This window comes from Domibacillus sp. DTU_2020_1001157_1_SI_ALB_TIR_016 (assembly GCF_032341995.1).
Taxonomy (GTDB): domain Bacteria; phylum Bacillota; class Bacilli; order Bacillales; family Domibacillaceae; genus Domibacillus; species Domibacillus indicus_A.
The window spans coordinates 1,199,196-1,221,924 of record NZ_CP135439.1 but is presented as its reverse complement, the minus strand read 5'-3'; the positions used below and the strand labels follow the sequence as shown (position 1 = coordinate 1,221,924).

General features: G+C 45.0%; 17 protein-coding genes, 1 other RNA gene and 1 other annotated feature. Of the genes, 5 read left to right on the top strand and 13 right to left on the bottom strand.

Translation table 11 applies throughout. From position 1 onward, the window contains the following. Positions 1-107: 107 nt before the first annotated feature. Positions 108-1,382 carry a replication-associated recombination protein A gene (locus RRU94_RS13995; protein ID WP_315695964.1) on the top strand — a complete coding sequence of 425 codons (1,275 nt, stop codon included), beginning with the start codon at positions 108-110 and terminating at the stop codon, positions 1,380-1,382. Positions 1,383-1,450: 68 nt separating this feature from the next. On the opposite strand, the gene RRU94_RS13990 is transcribed toward RRU94_RS13995, so the two are convergent. The 10 genes from RRU94_RS13990 to RRU94_RS13945 form a co-directional block, all read right to left on the bottom strand. Next, the gene (locus RRU94_RS13990; RefSeq protein ID WP_315694982.1) at positions 1,451-2,698 is read right to left on the bottom strand and encodes an EAL and HDOD domain-containing protein; all 1,248 of its coding nucleotides are present in this window, start codon (positions 2,696-2,698) and stop codon (positions 1,451-1,453) included. A gap of 104 nt (positions 2,699-2,802) precedes the next feature. Then, positions 2,803-3,564 (bottom strand): tRNA threonylcarbamoyladenosine dehydratase, encoded by a 762-nt coding sequence (locus RRU94_RS13985; RefSeq protein ID WP_315694980.1) that lies wholly within the window; start codon positions 3,562-3,564, stop codon positions 2,803-2,805. Positions 3,565-3,603: 39 nt separating this feature from the next. Beyond that, a non-coding RNA gene (ssrS, locus tag RRU94_RS13980) (6S RNA) lies at positions 3,604-3,790 on the bottom strand. Positions 3,791-3,881: 91 nt separating this feature from the next. After that, on the bottom strand, positions 3,882-5,654 hold the full coding sequence (gene aspS, locus RRU94_RS13975; protein ID WP_315694978.1) for an aspartate--tRNA ligase: 1,773 nt from the start codon (positions 5,652-5,654) through the stop codon (positions 3,882-3,884). Continuing rightward, on the bottom strand, positions 5,655-6,932 hold the full coding sequence (hisS, locus tag RRU94_RS13970; protein WP_315694976.1) for a histidine--tRNA ligase: 1,278 nt from the start codon (positions 6,930-6,932) through the stop codon (positions 5,655-5,657). It lies immediately after the preceding gene. A 57-nt stretch (positions 6,933-6,989) separates the two neighbouring features. After that, positions 6,990-7,200 (bottom strand) — a binding site (T-box leader). Between the two features lie 73 nt (positions 7,201-7,273). Further along, positions 7,274-7,717, bottom strand: a complete 444-nt coding sequence (gene dtd / locus RRU94_RS13965; RefSeq protein WP_315694974.1) for a D-aminoacyl-tRNA deacylase — start codon at positions 7,715-7,717, stop codon at positions 7,274-7,276. A gap of 19 nt (positions 7,718-7,736) precedes the next feature. Further along, complete coding sequence (locus RRU94_RS13960) at positions 7,737-9,935, bottom strand: RelA/SpoT family protein (RefSeq protein WP_315694972.1); 2,199 nt, start codon at positions 9,933-9,935, stop codon at positions 7,737-7,739. A 118-nt stretch (positions 9,936-10,053) separates the two neighbouring features. After that, on the bottom strand, positions 10,054-10,569 hold the full coding sequence (locus tag RRU94_RS13955) for an adenine phosphoribosyltransferase (RefSeq protein ID WP_242233364.1): 516 nt from the start codon (positions 10,567-10,569) through the stop codon (positions 10,054-10,056). After that, positions 10,566-12,902 (bottom strand): single-stranded-DNA-specific exonuclease RecJ, encoded by a 2,337-nt coding sequence (gene recJ, locus RRU94_RS13950; RefSeq protein WP_315694969.1) that lies wholly within the window; start codon positions 12,900-12,902, stop codon positions 10,566-10,568. Before recJ ends, RRU94_RS13955 begins: the two co-directional genes overlap by 4 nt. Positions 12,903-13,006: 104 nt before the next feature. Beyond that, positions 13,007-13,342 carry a LapA family protein gene (locus RRU94_RS13945; protein ID WP_242233362.1) on the bottom strand — a complete coding sequence of 112 codons (336 nt, stop codon included), beginning with the start codon at positions 13,340-13,342 and terminating at the stop codon, positions 13,007-13,009. Positions 13,343-13,469: 127 nt separating this feature from the next. On the opposite strand from RRU94_RS13945, the gene RRU94_RS13940 reads away from it, so the two are divergent. Further along, a complete protein-coding gene (locus RRU94_RS13940; protein WP_315694964.1) occupies positions 13,470-14,516 on the top strand; it encodes a C45 family peptidase in 1,047 nt (348 codons plus the stop codon). Between the two features lie 42 nt (positions 14,517-14,558). On the opposite strand, the gene gltP is transcribed toward RRU94_RS13940, so the two are convergent. After that, on the bottom strand, positions 14,559-15,839 hold the full coding sequence (gene gltP, locus RRU94_RS13935; protein ID WP_315694962.1) for a glutamate/aspartate:proton symporter GltP: 1,281 nt from the start codon (positions 15,837-15,839) through the stop codon (positions 14,559-14,561). Between the two features lie 331 nt (positions 15,840-16,170). Between gltP and RRU94_RS13930 the strand changes: the two genes are divergently transcribed. Next, complete coding sequence (locus tag RRU94_RS13930; RefSeq protein WP_315694960.1) at positions 16,171-17,400, top strand: ATP-binding protein; 1,230 nt, start codon at positions 16,171-16,173, stop codon at positions 17,398-17,400. A 6-nt stretch (positions 17,401-17,406) separates the two neighbouring features. Further along, complete coding sequence (locus RRU94_RS13925; protein ID WP_315694958.1) at positions 17,407-18,339, top strand: response regulator; 933 nt, start codon at positions 17,407-17,409, stop codon at positions 18,337-18,339. A 43-nt stretch (positions 18,340-18,382) separates the two neighbouring features. Here RRU94_RS13925 and secDF read toward each other — a convergent pair whose 3' ends face one another. Then, positions 18,383-20,644, bottom strand: a complete 2,262-nt coding sequence (gene secDF, locus RRU94_RS13920) for a protein translocase subunit SecDF (RefSeq protein WP_315694956.1) — start codon at positions 20,642-20,644, stop codon at positions 18,383-18,385. 116 nt (positions 20,645-20,760) lie between these two features. Continuing rightward, on the bottom strand, positions 20,761-21,078 hold the full coding sequence (locus RRU94_RS13915; RefSeq protein ID WP_315694954.1) for a post-transcriptional regulator: 318 nt from the start codon (positions 21,076-21,078) through the stop codon (positions 20,761-20,763). Positions 21,079-21,196: 118 nt separating this feature from the next. On the opposite strand from RRU94_RS13915, the gene spoVB reads away from it, so the two are divergent. Beyond that, entirely contained in the window at positions 21,197-22,687 is a 1,491-nt protein-coding gene (gene spoVB / locus RRU94_RS13910; protein ID WP_410493046.1) for a stage V sporulation protein B, read from the top strand. The last annotated feature ends 42 nt before the right edge of the window (positions 22,688-22,729 follow it).

Here is a 22,729-nt window from a genome sequence, read left to right as displayed (position 1 = left end):
TTCTTTTTTAATCCAATGATCCCTATAGTATATCATTTTATAGGTACAAAAAACATGCCGGAATACTCGGGATATGATACAGTGAATCTACCAAATGAGAAAGAGGGATTCATATGAAGCCGCTCGCCTACCGAATGAGACCGCGTACCATTGATGAGGTAGCCGGACAGGAGCACTTAACAGGTGAAGGCAAAATCATCAGGCGGATGACTGAAGCCAAAAAATTATCTTCTATGATTTTATACGGTCCCCCTGGAACCGGCAAAACATCGATTGCCAGTGCCATTGCGAGTACAACACGGTATGCGTTTCGCATGCTTAATGCTGTTACCAGCAACAAAAAAGATATGGAAATTGTCGCTGCGGAAGCTAAAATGTCCGGGACCGTCATTTTGCTTTTAGACGAGGTTCACCGCCTTGATAAAGCCAAGCAGGATTATTTGCTGCCTTTTCTTGAAAACGGCATGATTATTTTAATTGGCGCAACAACAAGCAACCCATATCATGCGATAAATCCGGCGATCCGAAGCCGCTGCCAAATTTTCGAAGTAAAGCCGCTCCGGCCCGATTCGGTAAAGCGGCTGTTAACGGAAGCGCTGCGCGACAAAGAGCGCGGGCTTGGCATGTTCAAAACAGAGATCACGGACGAAGCACTTACTCATTTTGCCCAAGGTTCCGGCGGTGATGTACGCAGCTCATTAAACGCGCTTGAACTGGCTGTGTCGTCCACTAAACCAGATGCAGACGGGATTATTCGTATCTCGCTCGAAACAGCCGAAGAATGCCTTCAGCAAAAAAGTTTTGCCCATGATAAGGATGGCGATGCTCATTATGATGTTTTGAGCGCTTTTCAAAAATCGATTCGCGGCAGTGATGTGAATGCTGCACTTCATTATCTGGCCCGCTTGATTGAAGCCGGCGACCTTGTCAGCATCGCCCGGCGTCTTGTTGTAATTGCGTACGAGGATATCGGCCTTGCAAGCCCGCAGGCTGGTGAACGTACACTGGCCGCTGTCGAAGCGGCCGAACGGCTCGGATTCCCGGAAGCACGTATCCCCCTTGCCAATGCAGTAGTAGAGCTTTGCTTATCGCCAAAATCCAATTCCGCTTATAAAGCGATTGATGCGGCACTGGCCGATGTGCGGGCCGGGCGGTCAGGTGCAGTGCCTGACCATTTAAAAGACGCTCATTATAAAAGTGCGGCTAAACTGGGCCATGGAGTCGGCTATCAGTACCCGCATGATTTTGACGGCGGATGGATCGCACAGTCTTATCTGCCGGATACCTTAAAGCATAAACGTTATTTTGAACCGAAGGCAACTGGAAAATTCGAAAAGACATTGGCCGGTATATACGAAAAAATTGAAAGAAGCAAAACATAATATGCCGGTGTACAGGCAAACAAAAACACCAGCCTCTCTCTAGAGGAGCTGGTGTTTTTCATTTGCCATCAGTTCATTGCCTCACTGACCTGGCTCATTTCCCCCGCCCACTGCCGGGCCTCTTCATAAATCATTTTCACTGTTTGCACATTCAGCCCAAGCTCTTGCACTTTTGTTTCAATGATCTTCCAATCCACCATATCCATACCGACTACAAGTTCTAAGAAAGGAGTGATAGGCGTGATAGTTCCCCTTAACGTTTCATTTACCTGATCAGATAATGGAATTTGTGCTAATACATCTGACATGCTGCACTTAAGCAGTACATCTACGAGTGAAAACATACCTGCAAGAAAAAACTCGGCTGCATTCCCAGCTTGAGTGTTCCTGGCCAGTTCCTCGCACGCTTTTGCGCGAAACAGCGCCGATTCCATTAATTCTTTTGTTTTGGCCGGCAAGTCCTTTTGAATTTCCCGCAGAGCCAGCATATACAGCCATTTTGTCAGTTCAATAAATCCAAGCATCATAATCGCTTGTTTAATAGACTTAATCTTGGCTCTTGTACGCAGTGCAGGTGAATTGGCCAGCTTTAATAGATGATACGACAGTGACACATCCCGTTCAATCAAGCGGGTAATGTTTTCAATATCGATTTCCTCTTCCTGCAAAAGCTTGATCAAATGAAAATAAGTGACCGCATTGATCGGCAGGTATGCTGACTGAATCAGCTGCGGTTTCGCAAAAAAGTAGCCTTGAAACAGTTCGTAACCTGCCCTTTTTGCCCTCTCGAATTCTTCATGTGTTTCGACCTTTTCTGCCAGAAGCACAATATGCGGAAAATCGTTTTTCACTTTTTGTTCGATGGCCAGCCGCTCAGCGGGTATTGTATGTAAAAAATCTACCTTTATGTATGTAGTCAGGTTAAACAGCTCATTATACAGATCCGTCTGCCCGCGCAGAATAAAATCATCTAAAGCAATTGAGTACCCTTTTTGTTTCAGTCTCTGAAGAACAGCAATCAGTTCAGCTGTAATTGGAATATCCTCCAGCACTTCAATAATAACGTGCTCCGCCGGAAAGTTTTCAGCCACTTTTTCTTTTAACAGCGTTTCTGTAAAGTTAATAAAACAAGGGTGCCCATGGGCTATTTTTTCTACTCCAACCGTCAAAAATGAATGAATTAACACTTCAATTGTCGCCTGATCCGGGGACACATCCGGAAAAGTATTGGTTTCGCTGTTTCGGTACAGCAGCTCATAACCAAATACGTGCTCATTGACGTTGAAAATGGGCTGGCGTGCCATAAATAAATTCATCTTTTTGCACTCCGATCGTTATTAATCTATGACATTATACCAATATATAGATAAAAAGTCCCTTTTTTAAGCAAAAAAAGTCATCCTTGGAAAAGGATGACTTTTTAGTCGTTTACACGAGTGATTTTCACATCTTTTAAAATGTCACGAACAACATAGCTTGCTGCGATTAAGCCCGCAACAGATGGAACAAAAGCGTTTGAAGCGGGAGGCATTTTCGCTTTGCGAATTTCCGCCTCATCGTTGCCGACGACCTGACGTACATCTTCCCGGATCACAATTGGGCTTTCATCCGAGAAAATAACGGGAATGCCTTTTCGAATGCCTTCTTTGCGCAGGCGTGTGCGAATCACTTTTGCAATAGGATCCGTATGGGTTTTAGATATATCAGCAATGGTAAACCGTGTCGGGTCTAACTTATTCGCCGCCCCCATGCTGGAGATAATCAGAATATTTCGGTTTAAACATTCTTTCATTAAGTGAATTTTGTAAGAGATCGTATCGGACGCATCCACAACGTAATCGAGTCCGTAGCTGAAAAACTGCTCATATGTTTCTTCTGTATAAAACATTTTCAGTGCGATCACTTCACATTCAGGATTGATATCCGCAATTCGTTCTTTCATTAAATCCGCTTTTGGCTGTCCGACTGTTGATAAAAGTGCCGGAAGCTGGCGATTAATATTTGTAATATCGATCACATCTTTATCGACCAGAATTAAGCGACCGACTCCCGAACGGGCAAGTGCTTCCGCTGCAAATGAGCCCACTCCGCCAATGCCCAAAACGGCAACGGTTGCATTTTTTAATAGGTCAAGCCCTTCTTTTCCGAAGGCAAGTTCATTACGGGAAAATTGGTGAAGCATTTAAACAATCACTCCTGTTTTTAAGCATAAAAAAAGACGGCGAATCCCAATCGTGCCGTCGTTGTAATAACATATGTTTTGAACCCGCTCTACAGCAGGTGGGTGCCCTGTTCTGGGCGTTGCAAGTCCCCGCAAAGGGCATGTGCGCTGTCCAAAAACTCAGACTCCCTAACATATAGTGTTCGGTCAAAACAGAATGTGTAACTAACGTACACATCAGGATCCGCCTCATTGGAATCATATTATCATACGTTTTTTTGAAAATCAACTAATGACCACTGCGAATTTATCAGAAAATTAAAAACACAACTTTTTTCTTATTTCGCTGTTTGGCTGATACGCAGATGCAGTTCTTCAAGCTGTGCATTGGACACTTCGCCCGGCGCATCTGTTAATACGTCTGCTGCACTTGCTGTTTTCGGGAAAGCAATGGTATCACGCAGATTTGTACGGCCGGCAAGAAGCATAACTAAACGGTCTAAGCCAAGCGCAATACCGCCGTGCGGAGGCGTACCATATTCAAATGCATCCATAAGGAAGCCGAACTGTTCTTTCGCCTGCTCTTCTGTGAAACCAAGCAGCTTGAACATTTTTTCCTGCACATCACGTTCGAAAATACGAATCGAGCCGCCGCCGAGTTCATAGCCGTTTAACACAATGTCATAGGCTTGCGCACGTACCGCGCCCGGGTTTGATTCCATTTTCTCGATATCTTCACGGAATGGCATTGTAAATGGATGGTGCGCTGCGTAGTAGCGTCCTTCTTCTTCGTCATACTCAAGCAGCGGCCAGTCTGTTACCCAAAGGAAATTGTATTTAGATTCATCGATCATGCCAAGCTCTTTACCAAGTTTTAAGCGAAGAGCACCTAATGCATCGGCTACAACCTGCTTTTTGTCTGCGACGAACATGATTAAATCGCCTGTATTTGCTTCGGCTGTTTCCAGCATCTTCGCCTGTTCTTCGTCCGTGAAGAACTTGATAATCGGCCCTTTCATGCCGTCTTCTTCAACTTTCAGCCAAGCAAGGCCTTTCGCACCGTAAATCGCTGCAAACTCTGTTAGATGATCAATATCTTTACGAGAATACTTTTCAGCACCGCCCGGTACACAAAGCGCTTTTACTTGTCCGCCTGACTCCACAACCTGCGCGAATACTTTAAATCCAGATCCACGAACTACATCGGCCATATCGATCAATTCAAGACCAAAGCGTGTATCCGGCTTGTCAGAACCAAAACGGTTCATCGCGTCTTCATATGTCATGCGTTCAAAAGATCCATCGATGTCGAGGTCTTTCACGCGCTTCATCACTTTTTTCAGCATTTCTTCTGTCATTTGCATGATGTCTTCCTGGCTCATAAAGCTTGTTTCAATATCGACTTGTGTGAATTCAGGCTGACGGTCTGCACGCAAATCTTCATCACGGAAGCAGCGGGCAATTTGATAGTAACGGTCTACACCAGACACCATAAGCAGCTGTTTGAAAATTTGCGGTGACTGCGGCAGCGCGTAAAACTCGCCTGGATGAACACGGCTTGGAACCAGATAATCACGTGCGCCTTCCGGTGTTGATTTTGTTAAAATCGGTGTTTCCACATCAAGAAAACGATTTTCGTCTAAATAATCACGAATCGTTTTTGTTACATCACTGCGCATTTTTAGTGTTTCAAACATCACCGGACGGCGAAGATCCATGTAACGGTATTTTAAGCGGACGTCTTCGTTTACTTCCGTTCCGTCTTCAATCATGAACGGCGGTGTTTTCGCTTCGCTCAGTACATTGATTTCCGTTACGTGTACTTCAATCGTACCAGTCGGGATGTTTTCATTTACGGTTTCCGCGTCACGCTTTACAATTGTCCCTTTGACATCAAGTACATATTCATTGCGGACTTTTTCTGCCACAGCAAGTGCTTCTGCTGAAATTTCCGGGTTAAACACGATCTGCATGATGCCTGTACGGTCACGCAAATCAATAAAAATGACGCTCCCAAGGTCACGGCGGCGCTGCACCCACCCTTTTAATGATACTTCTTTTCCAATATGTTCTTCGGTCATTTCACCGTTATAAAACGTGCGTCCAAACATTTACTTCGCCTCCATTTTTGTTTTAATATAGCCAGCCAGCTCATCCAGTGGCACCTGGTCCTGGGAACCCGCCGCCATGTCTTTGACGGTAATCCGGTTTTCCGCCAGTTCATCTTCGCCCAAAATCGCTGTAAAGCGGGCGTGCTGGCGGTCAGATGCTTTAAGCTGAGCTTTCATTTTTCGGTCCTGGTAGTCACGGTCTGCTGAAAGACCCGCTGTACGCAGATCATGAACAAGCGAGACGGACCGGTCTTTTGCTGCATCTCCCAGCGCTACTACAAAACAGTCAATTCCTTGATCGATCGGCCATTCTACGCTCTCTGCCTCCATCGCGGCAATAAACCGCTCAATACTGAAAGCAAAGCCGATTCCCGGTGATTCCGGACCGCCAAGCTGCTGGACAAGACCGTTGTAGCGTCCTCCTCCGCACAGCGTCGTGATGGCTCCGAAGCCCTCTGCCTCGCTCATCACTTCAAAAGCTGTGTGATTGTAGTAATCAAGCCCGCGGACAAGCTTTGGATCTACGGTATATGAAATGCCGATTGCATCTAAATAGCCGGTGACTTTCTCAAAGTACGCTTTTGATTCTTCGTTTAAGTAGTCCAGAATAGAAGGTGCTGTCTGCATCAGCTCATGATTCCGGTCTTTTTTGCAATCTAAAATCCGGAGCGGGTTTTGCTGCAAACGCGTCTGGCAGTCGCTGCAGAATTCCTCAATACGCGGCTCGAAATGGCCGATGAGCGCTTCCCGGTGTGCATTTCGGCTGTCAGCATCGCCAAGAGAATTAATGACGAGATTTAACTTTTGAAGCCCTGCTGCTTTGTAAATATCCATTACAAGTGCAATCACTTCCGCGTCGATTGCCGGATCTTCGCTGCCAATCGCTTCTACACCAAACTGGACAAACTGGCGGTAGCGGCCCGCCTGGGGGCGTTCATACCGGAACATCGGGCCTGTGTAAAACAGCTTGACCGGCTGATCCGGGTGGCCAAACATTTTGTTTTCCACAAATGAACGGACAACCGCGGCTGTTCCTTCTGGGCGAAGGGTTAAACTGCGCTCTCCTCTGTCTTCGAACGTGTACATTTCTTTTTGAACGATATCGGTTGTATCGCCGACGCTGCGCTTGAACAATTCGGTATGCTCAAAAATCGGTGTGCGAATTTCTTTATAGTGATAACGGCGGCAGACGTCTTTAGCAATGGATTCTATGTACTGCCATTTTTCTGACTGTCCTGGCAAAATATCCTGCGTACCACGTGGAATATTCACTGACATGGTCGTTCCTCCTTTATTTGTAAAAGCACATAAAAAAACTTCCATCCCTGCACTGCGCGCAGGGACGGAAGTTTTCCGCGGTACCACCCTCGTTAAAGCCGAAGCTTTCCCTTTTTTGATAACGCAATACGCGGTTTTTCCTACTGTTGTTTCAGAAAAACGCCTCAGAAGTGTCTGTTCATGAAGGTGCACCGTAAATGCTCTCAGTCGCGGCATTTTTCTCTGTCCGGGCATGGGCTTCACTACTTTTCTTCGTCTATGGCTTTTCATATGTTTTTTATGATGGACTGGATATCCAGCCGATGAAAAGATTATAAAAAACTTTTCTCCTGATTTCAACCTTAATCTTTCGTATCAAGAATTAAGGTAACCGGACCGTCGTTTACAAGCGACACATCCATCATGGCGCCAAACACACCTGTTTCCACCTGTACGCCTTTTTCGCGGATGAGGCGGTTAAAGGCATCATATAGCCCTTCTGCCTGGACACCGGATGCTGCCTTCATGAAATTCGGACGCCGCCCTTTTTTGCAGTCACCGTACAAGGTAAACTGGGAAACCGATAAAATCGATCCGCCCCGCTCAAGCAGTGATTCATTCATTTTTCCCGACTCATCTTCGAAAATACGCAGATGCACAATTTTTTCAGCGAGCCAGGCTGCATCCTGCTCCGTATCCTCATGGGTCACACCGACTAGAAGGACAAGGCCTGAGTCAATGGCTCCTTTGATTGCTCCGTCCACTGTCACGCTTGCTTGTTTGCTTCTTTGTAAAACCACTCTCATTCTTCTACACCTGCCAACGTTAATTCATAATGCGGCGGACTGCATAAATGTCTGGAATTTGTTTAACCCGTTCCACCACTTTTTGCAGGTGATTCACATTACGAATAAAAATAGACATATCGATTTTAGCCATTTTATTTCGGTCTGAACGTCCAGATACCGCGGAAATATTTGTTTTTGTTTCACTGACTACATGCAGCACTTCATTTAAAAGACCCTGACGGTCGTAGCCGGAAATCTCAATATCAACCAAATACTCTTTTTGATTTGCACCGCCTGACTCCCACTCAACCGGGATCAAGCGATTTTCTGCATCGTCATCCGCCGTCACGTTCGGACAGTCTTCCCGGTGAACAGAGACACCGCGCCCTTTTGTAATATAGCCGACGATATCGTCACCCGGCACAGGGTTACAGCAGCGGGACAGCCGAATCAGCAAGTTGTCGATGCCTTTAACCGTAACACCGGCATTTTTCTTTTGAGCAGCTGGATTTGGCGGCGTTTTAATTTCCTTCACCACTTCACTCAGAGCCGCTTCCTGATCACGCTGCTTGCGAAGCTTTTCAGTCAGCCGGTTGGCTACTTGAAGAGCGGTGACTCCGTTATAACCGACTGCTGCATACATGTCGTCTTCATTCAAGAAGTTGAACTTTTCCGCCACGCGCTTTAAGTTCTGCTGCGTCAACACTTCTTTTACATCAAATTCCATATTTTTAATTTCATTCTCGACCATTTCCTGGCCTTTTTCCACGTTTTCTTCACGATTTTGCTTTTTGAAGAATTGGCGGATTTTGTTTTTCGCCTGCGACGTCTGCGCCATTTTGATCCAGTCTTTACTCGGGCCGTATGAATGCTTTGACGTCAGAATTTCTAAAATATCGCCTGTTTTTAATTTATAATCAAGCGTAACCATCTTCCCATTTACTTTTGCACCAATGGTTTTATTGCCAATTTCCGAGTGAATACGGTAGGCGAAATCAATCGGGACAGAACCGGCCGGCAGCTCCAGCACATCGCCTTTTGGCGTAAACACAAACACCATATCCGAAAACAAATCGAGCTTTAATGATTCCATAAACTCTTCTGCATCCTGCGATTCATTTTGGAAATCCAGAATTTCACGGAACCACGTCATTTTCTTTTCAAACGATGCATTTTCGTCTACCGTTCGTCCTTCTTTATAGGCCCAATGCGCCGCAACCCCGTACTCGGCAATTCGGTGCATCTCCTCTGTTCGAATCTGCACTTCAAGCGGATCACCTTTCGGGCCGATGACCGTCGTGTGAAGAGACTGGTACATGTTTGTTTTCGGCATCGCTATATAATCTTTGAAACGTCCTGGCATCGGTTTCCAGCATGTATGAATAATGCCGAGCGCTGCATAACAGTCTTTGATGCTGTCTACGACAATACGAACCGCTAATAAGTCGTAAATTTCATTAAACTGTTTGTGCTGCATGGCCATTTTCCGATAAATACTGTAAATATGTTTAGGGCGGCCGGAAATTTCCGAGGTGATATCCATCTCATCGAGCCGTGTTCTCATTAAATCAATGACGTCATCTAAATACTGCTCCCGCTCCTCGCGCTTACGTTTCATTAAATTGACAATCCGGTAATACTGCTGCGGATTCAAATAACGAAGTGCTGTATCTTCCAGCTCCCATTTAATCTTTGACATTCCAAGACGATGGGCAAGAGGCGCAAAAATTTCCAGCGTTTCGTTGGAAATACGGCGCTGCTTTTCCTGCGGCAGGTGTTTCAACGTTCTCATATTGTGCAGGCGGTCTGCCAGCTTTATTAAAATCACACGAATGTCCTGTGCCATTGCGACAAACATTTTCCGGTGATTTTCCGCCTGCTGTTCTTCTTTTGACTTATATTTAATTTTCCCAAGCTTTGTGACACCGTCTACCAGCATTGCTACTTCCGCATTAAATTCATTCGCCAAGTCCTGCAGTGTCACATCCGTGTCTTCTACCACATCATGCAGAAAACCGGATGCGACCGTTGCCGGGTCCATTTCAAGATCAGCCAATATGCCCGCAACCTGGATAGGATGAATGATGTACGGTTCGCCCGATTTACGAAACTGGTGCTTATGCGCTTCTTTTGCGTACTCAAACGCACGCCGGACAAATCCGACATGCTCTTCGTTCAAGTAGGCACGGGTCCGGTCGATGACCTGGTCGGCGGTTAATATCTGGTCTTTCGCCATATGTTTTGTTCACCTTCGCCCTTTCCGAAAAAAACTGATTGTTCTTATTATCGAAAAAAAAGCGCAGGATGTAAAGTCATCCTGCACTTTTTTTGTGAATTAGGCGATTTTTGTCGAATCAGTCGTACGGAATGATGGTTAATATATCATATCCATCCAATTTCTCGCGCCCGTTCAAGTAATTTAATTCAATTAAAAATGCAATACCTACTACAATACCGCCAAGCTGCTCTACAAGCTTGATTGTCGCTTCAATCGTACCGCCTGTTGCCAGCAGGTCATCTGTAATAAGAACACGCTGACCCGGCTTAACGGCGTCTTTATGGATCGTCAGCACGTCTTTTCCATACTCAAGCCCATATTGTACTTTGATCGTCTCACGCGGCAGCTTGCCTTCTTTACGGACCGGCGCAAAGCCAACACCAAGAGAGTAGGCAACCGGGCAGCCTACAATAAAGCCACGCGCTTCCGGACCTACAATTAAATCTACTTGTTTATCTTTTGCATACGTGACAATTTGATCCGTTGCATAACGAAATGCCTCGCCATTGTCCATTAGTGGTGTGATATCTTTAAACTGAATGCCCGGCTTTGGCCAATCCGGCACTATTTTAATATACTCTTTTAAATTCATGTTAATCGTTCCTCCCAGTGTCTAGCGGGCTGCTTCATCCATTCATCCAGAATTATTTTTAATTCACGGTAGGATGAGTACAGCAGCTTTTGTTCAAGGTTAAATTGCGTCTGCTTTCGTATGTAGGCAGGCGACTCGCTCAAATCACGTTTGTCCGCTTCTCTTTGCACTTCAATCTTTCCATTCTCTAGTTTAACAAATCCAAGCTCTAAAAACACGTTTGACATAAAACGAATAGCAGCATAAGACCAGCCCTGCTTTTTCGCCAGCAGCTCGCCATGCTGTTTTACGTCGAATGAGCCTCTTTTCAATAAAAACGCGTAATACCATTTGAAATGATCCCGTGTTGGCATCGAACTGAAGAAATGATTCTCCTGCGTGCTGAAATGGGCATAAATACGAGCCGGGGACTTTCCACCCAGGAGTGACTTGATCACTTCTTCCCTTTCCGGCAAATCTAACAGTACTACATTTTTGCCATCCATTTCAACAGCTTGGGCATCCTGTTCATTTTGAACAAATACGACATTAGGATCCCCTGATGCACGGCTGAAGGATACAGCGACCTTTACATCGGGTATGTTCTTGTACCAGCTTGAAACATTTCTTCCGCCGCGCATATCAAACAGCTGGCATTCGTCCACTCGAAGGTCGCGAAGCATAAGCTGCGGGCGGCGCATATTATTCCATTCATTAATAGACAGTTCGCCAATCACCGAAATATCTGATGTTTTCGCTATTTGATCGACGTACTCTCCCATGCCAAAACCGACTCCGTCAATGGTCTGCCCATTTTGTTCAAACGCTGCTTTTAAGTGCGTTTGGTTGGCGCCAATCTTTTTCATCGAAGCAATTTTAGCATCGTGGATCACAAAAAGCGGTTTCGGGTTATTCATGCCAAACGGCGCCAGCTTATTCAGCTCCTCAATCCCCTGCACTGTAATATCAGACACCGAGGCCTGCGCATCGACTTGAACAATTGGCGTAAAATCCTCTTCCGTAAGTGTATCCTTAGCGATACGAACCATACGGCTGCGCAGCTCATCTACATCATGAATCGACAGGGTCATGCCGGCAGCCATTGGATGACCGCCGAAATGCGGCAAAATATCCCGGCAGGTTGACAGGCTTTGAAACAAATCAAAACCTTTAATACTTCTGGCTGAGCCTTTCGCAATGCCTTTCTCAGAATCAAAACCAAGCACGATAGCCGGCCGATAAAATGTGTCAGTCAAACGGGACGCAACAATTCCGACAACGCCGGGATTCCACCCTTCCTTGCCTACCACAATGACCGGGTACTCATCCGACGGAAACTCCTGGTTTACCATGTCAATTGCTTCTTTTGCCATGTCGTTGACGATAGACTGCCGTTGTTTATTCATCGCGTCGATTTCTTCTGCAAGCATCATCGCTTCTTCTATGTCTTCCGTTAACATTAATTCTGCAGCAGGCCCCGCATCATCAAGGCGGCCGGCTGCATTAATACGCGGTCCGATCATAAATCCGACCGTTTCTTCATCAATAGATGACTGCTCTGTGCCGGTCTGTTTGCAAAGCGCGACAATACCCGGCCGCTCTGTCTGGCGCAGGGCGGACAGACCTTTTTTGGCAATAAGCCGGTTCTCTCCGTACAGCGGCACCAGATCGGCAATGGTGCCAATCGCAGCCAAATCAAGCAGATGTTCCGGTACTTTCCCATATAACGCATGTGCCATCTTCAGCGCCACCCCTACACCGGCAAGATATCCAAATGGATACGTGCCCTCTGGATGCTTCGGGTGGATAATCGCTAATGCTTCCGGCAGTACAGGCCCGGGTTCATGGTGATCAGTAATAATTAAGTCAATGCCAATCTCCTTGGCCACCTGTGCTTCATGAACGCCTGAAATTCCGGTATCAACCGTAATAATTAAACCAAAGCCACTTTCTTTCGCATGACGAAAAGCCGGCTCATTCGGACCATAGCCTTCAGTGAACCGGTTCGGAATATAATAATCAGCGAGAACACCATAATCGCGAAGCGCTGTTAAAAGCAGCGACGTACTGCTGACACCATCAGCGTCATAGTCACCAAAAACAAGAACAGCTTCTTCCCGCTCTTTCGCCTGACGAATGCGGTCGATTGCTTTGTTCATATCTTTTAACAAAAAAGGATCGTGAAAAGCGACACCTTCATCAAACAAAAATGCACGTGCTTCTTCTTTTTCTGTGATTCCCCGTCCCAATAAAAGCGATGCAGCGAGAGGGCTTGTTCCAACTTCTTCCGCAAACGCTTCACTTTTTTTGCGGTCCACTTCTTTCAAGGACCAGCGCATTTTTGGTTTCAGCATAATTTCACCCCATAACGTACTCATTATACGGGTCAATTGAACAAATGACAATATGATTCAAAAGAAGAGAGCTGAGTGGGTTTCACTCAGCTCTCCTTTTTCTTTTATGAATCACCGTCCGGCGCCAGCCGGGTTGACGTAGCAGCGGGTGTTCTCTGCTCCCGGTGCTCAAGCTTTAATTCATGCAATTCTTTTTTTAACTGCTCATTTTGCCGGACCAGCTCCTTACGCTGCCGCTTAAGCGCCAATGTACGAAACAAACTAAACATAAAGATAGCGAGTCCGCCAAGCAGCACAGAAAACAAAATAACAAGAATTAGCGGCCATTGTGCAGAACCAAATAGGTAATTTACCGTTACCGGATTTACATTAATGACAGCAAAAACAGCGATAACAAGTGCGAAAATCAATCCTAAAATAAGAGCTGTTTGTGTTTTCATCTTTTCCCCTCCCTACATGTCCTTACTTTTCCTTTTTCGAATTCACTTCAAACATCGGCCGGCCGCTTCTCTCTTGAATTCTTTTTCCAAAACAGGCACGATAAGAGAAAAAGAAAGCAGGAGTAGCATGCAGCGTTTTTATATCGACATTCTTCAAGGAAGAGGGAGTTATTATGAGCTCGGGCTGCTTGCCGGCGAAAAATTAAAGGAATCGCCTCTTTTTGCGGCTCATCAAAAACGGCGCCAAAAGTCTCTTCGTTCTTATGATATTGATTTCAAAAAGGTAAAAGCCTACTTTCAATCCTTCCTTCCTCTTGCATGGGAAGAGCTTGAGGGCCTTGCAGAGTCTCTTGGCTGGTCTTTATATGATGTGGTTCACGAATACAGCGGTTTTCAAGCTGATGATGTAAACAGCGGCTGTTCTGCCCTGATGAACAATGGCGTTTTCGCAAGAAACTATGATTATCACCCGAAAACCTATGAAGGCAGACTTTTATTGTGGCAGCCTGCTCATGGCTATGCTTCGGTCGGTATAAGCGGCAGGATGATTGGGCGGATTGACGGCATGAATGAAAAAGGGCTTGTGATTGGCTTTCACTTTGTAAACCGGCGCCGTGCTGAAGATGGATTTACATGCAGCTTTATCGCTCGCATGGTGCTGGACTCGTGTGCGACAACAGACCAGGCGATCGACCTGCTTCGTTCTATTCCGCACCGTCATGCATTTAATTACTCTCTTTATGATGCTTCCATGCATAGTGCAGTTGTCGAAGCGTCACCACGAGGGGTACAAGTGCATAAGCAAGCTGCAGCTTGTGCGAATCATTTTTTACCGGGCACCTTATCGTCCGAAAACCGCCATCATACAGCTGAGTCTAAAGAACGGCTGCAGACGCTGCAGCACTTTTCCGGAAGCGCACAAAGCGCCATGGAACGATACAAGCTTTTCAACGATCCTGCTTATGGCATTTTTAAAAAGAAATACGCCAGCTGGGCGGGAACCCTTCACACAACCGTATATGAACCGGCTTCTCTCCGGATGCTTCTTGGCGTCGGCGAAAGCGCCCATCCTCTTCCCATTGACTTCGGCCGCTGGCTGGCTGGAGAGCGGCTTCCCATTACCCGTGTGTTTGGAAAAATTGATTCGAATGAGTCGTTTTTGCATATGTCATGAGCGTACAAAAAAAGACAGGCTTTTTCAGCCTGTCTTTTTTTATTATGCAGATTTTGATTGCTGCATTTGACGCACTTCTTCGAGGTATTGTCTACCTTTCGCTTCATTGTACTGTCCTTCCCATTTAGACATTACAATAGCAGCAAGAGAGTTACCTACAACGTTAACCACTGTACGGGCCATGTCCATGATCCGGTCGATTCCCGCGATGAATGCCAAGCCTTCAACCGGGATTCCCACACTTCCAAGTGTAGCAAGAAGCACAACGAAGGAAACACCTGGAACTCCTGCAATTCCTTTGGAAGTAACCATTAACACAAGTACAAGTGAGATTTGTTCTGCCATCGACAAGTCGATTCCATACATTTGCGCGATAAACAAAGCTGCAATCGCCTGATAAAGGGTAGATCCATCAAGGTTAAATGAATAACCCGTTGGAATAACGAATGAAACGATCGCTTTCGGGCAGCCGAACTTCTCCATTTTTTCAATTAATTTCGGCAGCACTGTCTCCGAACTTGACGTTGTATACGCAAGAATCATTTCGTCTTTTAAAATTCTAAATACGTTAAAAATGTTTACTCCAGCGATTTTCGCTGTAAGTCCCAATACAACAAGGATAAAGAAAATCATTGACCCGTATACAAGAATAACCAGTTTACTTAGCGGGATCAGTGATTCAACCCCGAATTTAGATACGGTTACACCAATCAAGGCAAATACGCCGAACGGCGCGAATTTCATGATTTGGTTTGTAATATAAAACATCGCCTCTGCCGTTCCCTGGAAAAATTGCAGAACCGGCTTTCCTTTTTCACCAATTGCGGCAATACCAAGACCAAATACAACAGAGAAAAAGATGATTGCCAGCATATCACCCTCTGCAAGAGAAGTGAATAAGTTTGACGGCACGATATTAACAAACGTTTCAGCAAACCCATGGCTGGCTGTTTCTTCTGTTGTGTCTACATAGCTGCTGATATCGGTTTTATCCAAATTGGACATATCAACTCCAGCACCTGGCTGGAAAATATTGGCGGCAGCAAGACCAACCAAAATCGCGATTGTTGTAATGATTTCAAAGTAAAGAATTGTTTTACCGCCCAGTCTTCCAAGCTTTTTCGTGTCGCCGACACCGGCTACCCCGACAATAATGCTGGAAATGACAATCGGAATGACAATCATTTTAATGAGACGCAGAAAAATATCGCCAATTGGCTGCAGATACGTGGCAACATGCGGGTTTCCAAAAAACATGGCACCGACCGCTATACCAAGAATTAAACCAATTAAAATCTGCCATGCTAAACCTATTTTTTTCATTTCATCAATCCCTTCCCCTTATTTATCATCCATCGCTGCATTCAGCTTCCCGCCAAATACGGCTGGTTATTCCCTAAAAACAGCTGTCAACCGTGCTTTTTTTATTTACATCCAGATGACAGGTATACTTCCATGTGTATAACTATATTTCACCACCTACAAAATCATACAATTACCTACAAAGGGAGCGTTTTTTTTATAAAAAAAACGTTAAGTTGTATTACGCATCGCCCAATTGTATACTATTCTTCATAAATCGAAACAAAAGGAGGGGGTTTTTATTTTTCCTTCCCGCGCCTTTTTGAAAAATGAGCGGCTCCTGATACTTATCATGATTTTGGCTGTTCCAGCAGCAGGAGAACTGAAGATTTATCCATTTGGAGAAGTGTTCCGGATTGGGCTGGGTCCGCCGGTTATGTTTTTCTTTTTGTTATATTTAAGGAAGGAACGGATCATATGGGCCGGCCTGCTTACCGCTGCAACGGTCTTTTTATTTCGTACCGGTCTTGAGACAGCTTCTTTTCATGAACAAGATCTCATCCTTTCTTTTTCGCATCATGTTCCAGCTTTTATTTATTATTTTTCATACGCTTGTTTGTTCCGTCTTTTTTACGTAAAAAGTCATCGAAATGGGCTGCTTGGCGTTGGATTTGCCATGCTTGGAATTGATTTGGCTTCCAATTCTATCGAGCTTTTTATTGATTATCTGCTGTTTGAGATTTCTCTTTCTTTCAACGACATAAAAGAAATTGTTCTCATTGCACTTGCCCGCAGTTTTATCGTTGTTAGTTTGCTGAACATGCTGAAACTAAATGAAGCGTATACAAGAGAAAAGCATATCACAGAGCGAAATGAGTATATGCTCATGCTTGTTTCCAGTTTGTATGAAGAAACTGTTTATTTAAAAAAAACACTCACTGATGCAGAAGAAGCGACAAAAGAATCCTATCATCTCTATCGCTCTCTAAAACAGGAAGATCATCCGGCAAGCCAGGAGGCATTGAAGCTGGCGGGTAAAATTCACGATATTAAAAAAGATAATCAGCGGATTTATGCCGGACTTTCCAATGTAATTACAAACGAAAGCCCGAAAGATTTTATGAGTGCTGAGGAACTTCTTCAACTAACAGTCCAGATTAATGAAAAGTATGCTGCTGCCTTAAAAAAGAAGGTGATCTTTTTATCTGCAGTATCGGGGGAGCATCCTCCATATCATGCTTATACGTTCCTGTCCCTTCTCAATAATTTGGTTTCAAATGCCGTCGAGGCCATACCAAAGGAAGGGTTTGTCCAAATCAAGCTTTTATCGCAGCAGGAGCACATTGAGCTTCAGGTGCGCAATAGCGGTCTTCCTATTTCCGATAAATATCAGAAGGTAATTTTCGAGCCGGGCTTTACAACAAAGTATGATGAACAAGGAAACCCTTCAACAGGCATTGGGCTTGCCCATGTAAAGGAGATCGTGAATGGATTTCATGGCAGTATTGAGTTAAAAAATGAACCGGGCAGTGTTTTGTTTCAAATTAACATTCCGGTTCAGGCGTTTATGCAGAAAGGTTGATTACATATGCGTTTTTTTCTTGTAGATGATGATGATGCAATTCGTCTTACGCTGACGAAAATTATTGAAGATGAGGATTTGGGAGAAGTGGCCGGAGAACAAGCAGATGGCGATGGATTAACCGGCGCGTTTTTGAACATGCAAAAAATTGATATCCTTTTTATTGATTTGCTGATGCCGATTAAAGACGGCCTGGAAACGATCCGTGACCTGGCAGGGTACAATGGCAAAGTGATTATGATTTCACAAGTAGAAACGAAGGAACTGATCGGTGAAGCATACGCCCTCGGTGTAGAATACTACGTTATGAAACCGATCAACCGAATTGAAATCATTACGGTCATTCGAAAAGTAAAAGAGCGGATTCAGCTTGAAAAATCAATCCAGACGATTAAAACATCCTTAAACAGCCTGCTGCCGGCCGAAGAATCGGACAGACGCGCTGCACAAAGCGAAACGAGCTTAATCGATACAGGAGAATATCTGCTGGCTGAACTGGGGATTGTCGGCCATAACGGCGCGAAGGATTTGCTTGATATTCTTTCCTTTTTATTTTCAGACGAGGAAGCGGCTTTTGATCCAAACTTTCCTTCTTTAAAAACCATTTTTGAAAAGACGATTCAAAAAAGACTGGGTGAATCTGCTTCCGCCCAAGCGGTTAACAGGGAAATAAAAGCTTCGGAACAGCGGGTCCGCCGCGCTATTATTCACTCCATCGTTCATTTTGCTTCACTCGGGCTGACTGATTACGCCAATCCTAAATTTGAGTTTTATGCGGCCAAGTTTTTTGACTTTATGACCGTCCGCCAAAAAATGATGGAACTGCAAAAAGACCCAAATGCCGCTTCTGCTCCCGTTAAAGTGAATATGAAAAAATTTATCCAAATGTTCTTTTTTGAAGCGAAACGCCTAAGAACCGAAACAAACCATCCATATTAACAGAAAAAACCTGCAGACTGATGCGTCTGCAGGTTTTTTGCCTTTATACTTGTAATTCGTCTTTGTTTGCTGCTTTTTCTTTGTACGTAATTAACTTGCCTTTTTTCTTTAATTCTTTCTTTTTCCAAATCAGCCATAGCTGGGAAGCAATAAAGATAGACGAGTATGCTCCACCAATCAAGCCGACCAAAAGCGCAATAGAGAAGTTTAAGATCGACGGGCTTCCAAACACAATCAACGCAATAACAGCAATGACGACAGTTAAAACCGTATTTATAGAACGGGCCAGCGTCTGCCTGATACTTTTATTGACAATAACGTCCAGTTGCTCCGGTGCCGTGATTTTCTTTGCTTTCGTCATATTTTCGCGAATCCGGTCAAATGTAACGATCGTATCGTTAATCGAATATCCGACAATCGTCAATACAGCCGCGATAAAGGTAATATCGACTTCAAGACGCGTTAAACTGAAAAACGCAATGATGAAGAATACGTCATGCAAAAGTGCCAGAACGGCAGCAAGGCCCATATAAAATTCAAAGCGGAACGCCACATACAAAATAATTCCTATTGTGGCAATGGCAAGTGCCTTCATTGCATTTTTCGCCAGCTCTTTTCCAACGACCGGCGAAACAGTGCTGATATTTGGCTCAGATCCAAATTTTTCATTCATGCCTGCTTTGACTTTAGCAATTTCCTGCTGCGTCAGCGCTTCATCAAACCGGGCAGACGCAATGGTTTGATTGTCCCCGCCAAGCGTTACATTTACGTCATAGCCAAGCTTGTCAAGCTCTGCTTCAACCGCCTCCTCGGTTAACGGCTTCTCAGACAGCAATTCCATCCGGGAACCGCTGGAGAAATCAATACCCAGGTTTAAACGGAAAACAGCCAGTACAATCATGCCGGCAATAATCGCCACAGCCGATAGTGCAAACAGCTTTTTATGCGGTTTAACAAAATCCAGCTTGTCAAATTTAGTTGGCAGATCCAGCGCATCATATCCTTCACTGATCGGATGAATATCTGCTTTTTTCACGCCAAACCAGCCCGGCTTATTATTTAGCCAGTTGCTTTTCACAAGAATGCTCATCAGCACCCTTGCACCCCAGATAGCGGTAATAAAGCTGACAAGAATACTGATAATCAAAGTTGTCGCAAAGCCTTTTACAGAGCTTGTCCCAAAGTAAAATAAAACGCCGCCTGCCAGCAGTGTCGTTAAGTTTGCGTCAACGACGGTCAGGAAGGCGTTGCTGCTTCCTGTCTTGAAAGCGGCTTTGATCGGCCGGCCAATCTTAATTTCTTCCTTGATCCGCTCTGCGGTAATGATGTTCGCATCTACTGCCATCCCAACCCCAAGTATAAGAGCCGCGATACCCGGCAGCGTCATGACTGCACCAAGCAAATCAAAAATAAGCAGTGTTAAGTAAAGAAAGGCTATCAGTGTAATGACTGCTACGAATCCCGGCAAGCGGTAATATAGAATCATAAATAAGAAGATGATCCCGATACCAACAATACCGGCAAGAATCGTTTCATTGAGTGCTTGTTCACCAAACTGTGCCCCAACGGACGTTGAATATATTTCTTTCAGTTTGACCGGAAGAGCCCCTGCATCCAGCAGTGCTGCAAGTTCCTGTGCTTCTTCTACTGTAAAATCCCCTTGAATGGTGACTTCTGTTGTATTAAATACCTCGTCAACATTTGGGGCCGACAAAAACTTCGGATCTTCTTTTTGAACTTCCTTGGCAAAGGAATCTTTGCCTTCTTCAAAATCAAGCCAGATGACCAGCTGATTGTTTGGTGCCATGGAAACAATTTTTTCTGTTACTTCTTTGAATTTATCCTTATCTTTTAACTTAACAGCGACGTTGGGCTGCCCTGTTTCCGTAAAGGACTGCTCAGCTCCACCTTCGACAAGATCGCTTCCATCCATCATCAACTTGTCGTTTACATCGCGAAAAGATAAATTTGCCTGTGTAGACAGCATGCTTCGTGCCTGCTCCTGATCCTCTATACCAGCCAGCTGCACACGAATCCGATTGCCTTCCTCCACTTGAATGCTTGGCTCGCTGACACCAAGAGCGTTAATTCGCTTATCCAGCGCTTCAGCGGTATCCGCTACTACACTTTCTGTTATTTTCTGGCCTTCTTTTGCAGGCTGTACTTCATACAGCACTTCAAAACCACCCTGCAAATCAAGCCCCAGCTTAATATCCTGGACGATGTTTTTTGCCGTTGTACTCATCGCTCCTAACAAAACGAGGACCACGAGCAAAAAAGCAACGATCCGGCTCCGTTTTACCATTCTACATTCCCACTCCTTATGATATATAAAAACCAGTTGATAAAAAAAATTCCGGTAACGAATACCAGAATCCCTTAGCCCTCTACATTATGAATGAGAACAAACAGGCTGTCAATTTACTCCCTTTCTTTAGGCGGGGCAAACAAAGCAGCTATTTCCTCATCAGACAGCGGTTCACTCCATTCCGGCGCTTTAAAGGCCGTCAGCTGCGTGTAATTCATATATTCTCCCGGCTTCACTGATAAGATATCTCCTACTAAACGGGAAAGCGAACGCTCTGTGTCCATTGATTTCCACCTTTTTTCTTTCAAAAACCGCCATAGCATACCCGTTTCTGCAGTTTCATAGTGAAGCAGCCGAAACTCTTCAACTTTGCTGATTAGTGCCGGCAGCAGCTTGTCGTAATACACATCGTACGGATGATTTCCCATCATGAATGCCCCCTGTCATGCTCGTCCATCTTTGTACATATATCTCATTATACAATACTTTTCTCACAATTACTTTCTTAGAAAAGGCGGTGGCAGATTGTCATCATTTATAAAAGGAACGATGTGGCTTGCAGGCGCTATTTTCCTTGTAAAAATCCTTGGCTTCGTCAACCGGATGGTCATTGCCCGGTTAATTGGCGAAGAAGGCGTCGGCTTGTATATGGCTGTATTTCCAGCTTTTATATTAACGATTACAGCCGTTCAGTTCGGACTGCCGGTGGCTGTTACACGAAGCGTTGCCGCTGCAGAAAATGATGCACAGCGAAAGCATATTTTCTGCACATCGCTTTTTATTACCCTTTCACTGGCAGCCGTTTTAACACCTTTATTTTGTTTGCTGGCACCCTATCTTGCTGAAAACTTATTTCATGATAAACGGGCAGTCCTGCCGCTTTATGCAATAGCACCGTCGATTCCAATTATCGCCATTTCATCTATTGTGCGCGGCTATTTTCAAGGAAAGATGAATATGAAGCCGGCTGCTCTTTCACAGCTGATTGAGCAGGTCGTCCGAATCGGCTTGATTATTGTATCAGGGAGGCTTCTTCTGCCTTATGGAATCGAGTATGCTGCAGCAGGTGCCATGGCAGCTGCTTCAGCTGGAGAGCTGATTTCCCTCCTTTATCTTCTCGGCTCCTTTCGTTCGGAGTGGCGGAAAGTCCGGAAGTATCCCGGCAGGCGGACAAGCCGGCCTCTTTTTGGCGAATTGGCGGAAACGGCTCTTCCTGCTGTTGGAAGCCGGCTGATTGGATCGGGTGCCTGGTTTTTAGAGCCGATTGTCGTCGTGAAGAGCCTGGCCATTGCAGGGCTTGCTTCAAGTGAAGCGATGAAAGAATACGGAGTGTTGACGGGCTATGCGCTGCCGCTCATGTTCCTGCCGTCTTTTTTAACGGTTGCTCTTTCATCCTCGCTCGTTCCGGATATTAGCGAGTCTTTCAGTAAAAAAAGATTCAGCAACATTGCCTGGCGGGTAAATGAATCCATCCGCTTTTGCTTGTTGTCAGGCGGATTCGCTACGATTATTCTGTTTTTGTTTGCAGAGCCTTTTATGCTGGTGATGTATCATACCCAAAAAGGAGCCGATTTAATTCAGCTTATGGCACCCTTTTTTCTTCTTTATTATTGCCAGGGACCGCTCCAGGCAGTTCTTCAGGCACTTAACTTGTCACGAGCTGCCATGCTGAACAGCTTTTATGGCGCTGTGGTAAAGCTTCTTATCATCTTTCTTTTATCAAGCCAGCCTGTGTTTGGTATTCGCGGCACAGCTATTGCCATAGCGGCCGGCATCGTGATTGTTACACTTCTTCACACAGCGGCTATGCTAAAAGCTGTACCGTTTTCACTTCAATATGGGTTATACGCAAAAATCGGTTTGCTGCTTCTCTTTACCTTTTTCAGCGCCCAGGCGTTTCTTCCCTTTCTTAAAGAGAGTACCTTCCTTTATGTAGGAGGTGGAATGGCCGGCTGCCTGTTCGTTTATGTAGCTGGTGCTGTTGTACTCGGTATCTTTAAAAAGAACGATCTGTCCACGCTTCTTTTTTGGCGCACATAAAAAGCCCGGAATATTTTCCGGGCTTTCAGGCTGCTTTCTAAC

Coding starts and splice junctions, on each gene's coding strand:
- dtd (WP_315694974.1), bottom strand. CDS start 7,717: ATGAGAGTGGTTTTACAAAGAAGCAAACAAGCAAGCGTGACAGTGGAC.
- RRU94_RS13940 (WP_315694964.1), top strand. CDS start 13,470: ATGCAGCGTTTTTATATCGACATTCTTCAAGGAAGAGGGAGTTATTAT.
- RRU94_RS13990 (WP_315694982.1), bottom strand. CDS start 2,698: ATGAATTTATTTATGGCACGCCAGCCCATTTTCAACGTCAATGAGCAC.
- RRU94_RS13930 (WP_315694960.1), top strand. CDS start 16,171: ATGATTTTGGCTGTTCCAGCAGCAGGAGAACTGAAGATTTATCCATTT.
- RRU94_RS13960 (WP_315694972.1), bottom strand. CDS start 9,935: ATGGCGAAAGACCAGATATTAACCGCCGACCAGGTCATCGACCGGACC.
- RRU94_RS13945 (WP_242233362.1), bottom strand. CDS start 13,342: ATGAAAACACAAACAGCTCTTATTTTAGGATTGATTTTCGCACTTGTT.
- RRU94_RS13985 (WP_315694980.1), bottom strand. CDS start 3,564: ATGCTTCACCAATTTTCCCGTAATGAACTTGCCTTCGGAAAAGAAGGG.
- RRU94_RS13925 (WP_315694958.1), top strand. CDS start 17,407: ATGCGTTTTTTTCTTGTAGATGATGATGATGCAATTCGTCTTACGCTG.
- hisS (WP_315694976.1), bottom strand. CDS start 6,932: ATGTCAGTGAATATTCCACGTGGTACGCAGGATATTTTGCCAGGACAG.
- spoVB (WP_410493046.1), top strand. CDS start 21,197: ATGTGGCTTGCAGGCGCTATTTTCCTTGTAAAAATCCTTGGCTTCGTC.
- RRU94_RS13915 (WP_315694954.1), bottom strand. CDS start 21,078: ATGATGGGAAATCATCCGTACGATGTGTATTACGACAAGCTGCTGCCG.
- aspS (WP_315694978.1), bottom strand. CDS start 5,654: ATGTTTGGACGCACGTTTTATAACGGTGAAATGACCGAAGAACATATT.
- secDF (WP_315694956.1), bottom strand. CDS start 20,644: ATGGTAAAACGGAGCCGGATCGTTGCTTTTTTGCTCGTGGTCCTCGTT.
- gltP (WP_315694962.1), bottom strand. CDS start 15,839: ATGAAAAAAATAGGTTTAGCATGGCAGATTTTAATTGGTTTAATTCTT.
- RRU94_RS13955 (WP_242233364.1), bottom strand. CDS start 10,569: ATGAATTTAAAAGAGTATATTAAAATAGTGCCGGATTGGCCAAAGCCG.
- recJ (WP_315694969.1), bottom strand. CDS start 12,902: ATGCTGAAACCAAAAATGCGCTGGTCCTTGAAAGAAGTGGACCGCAAA.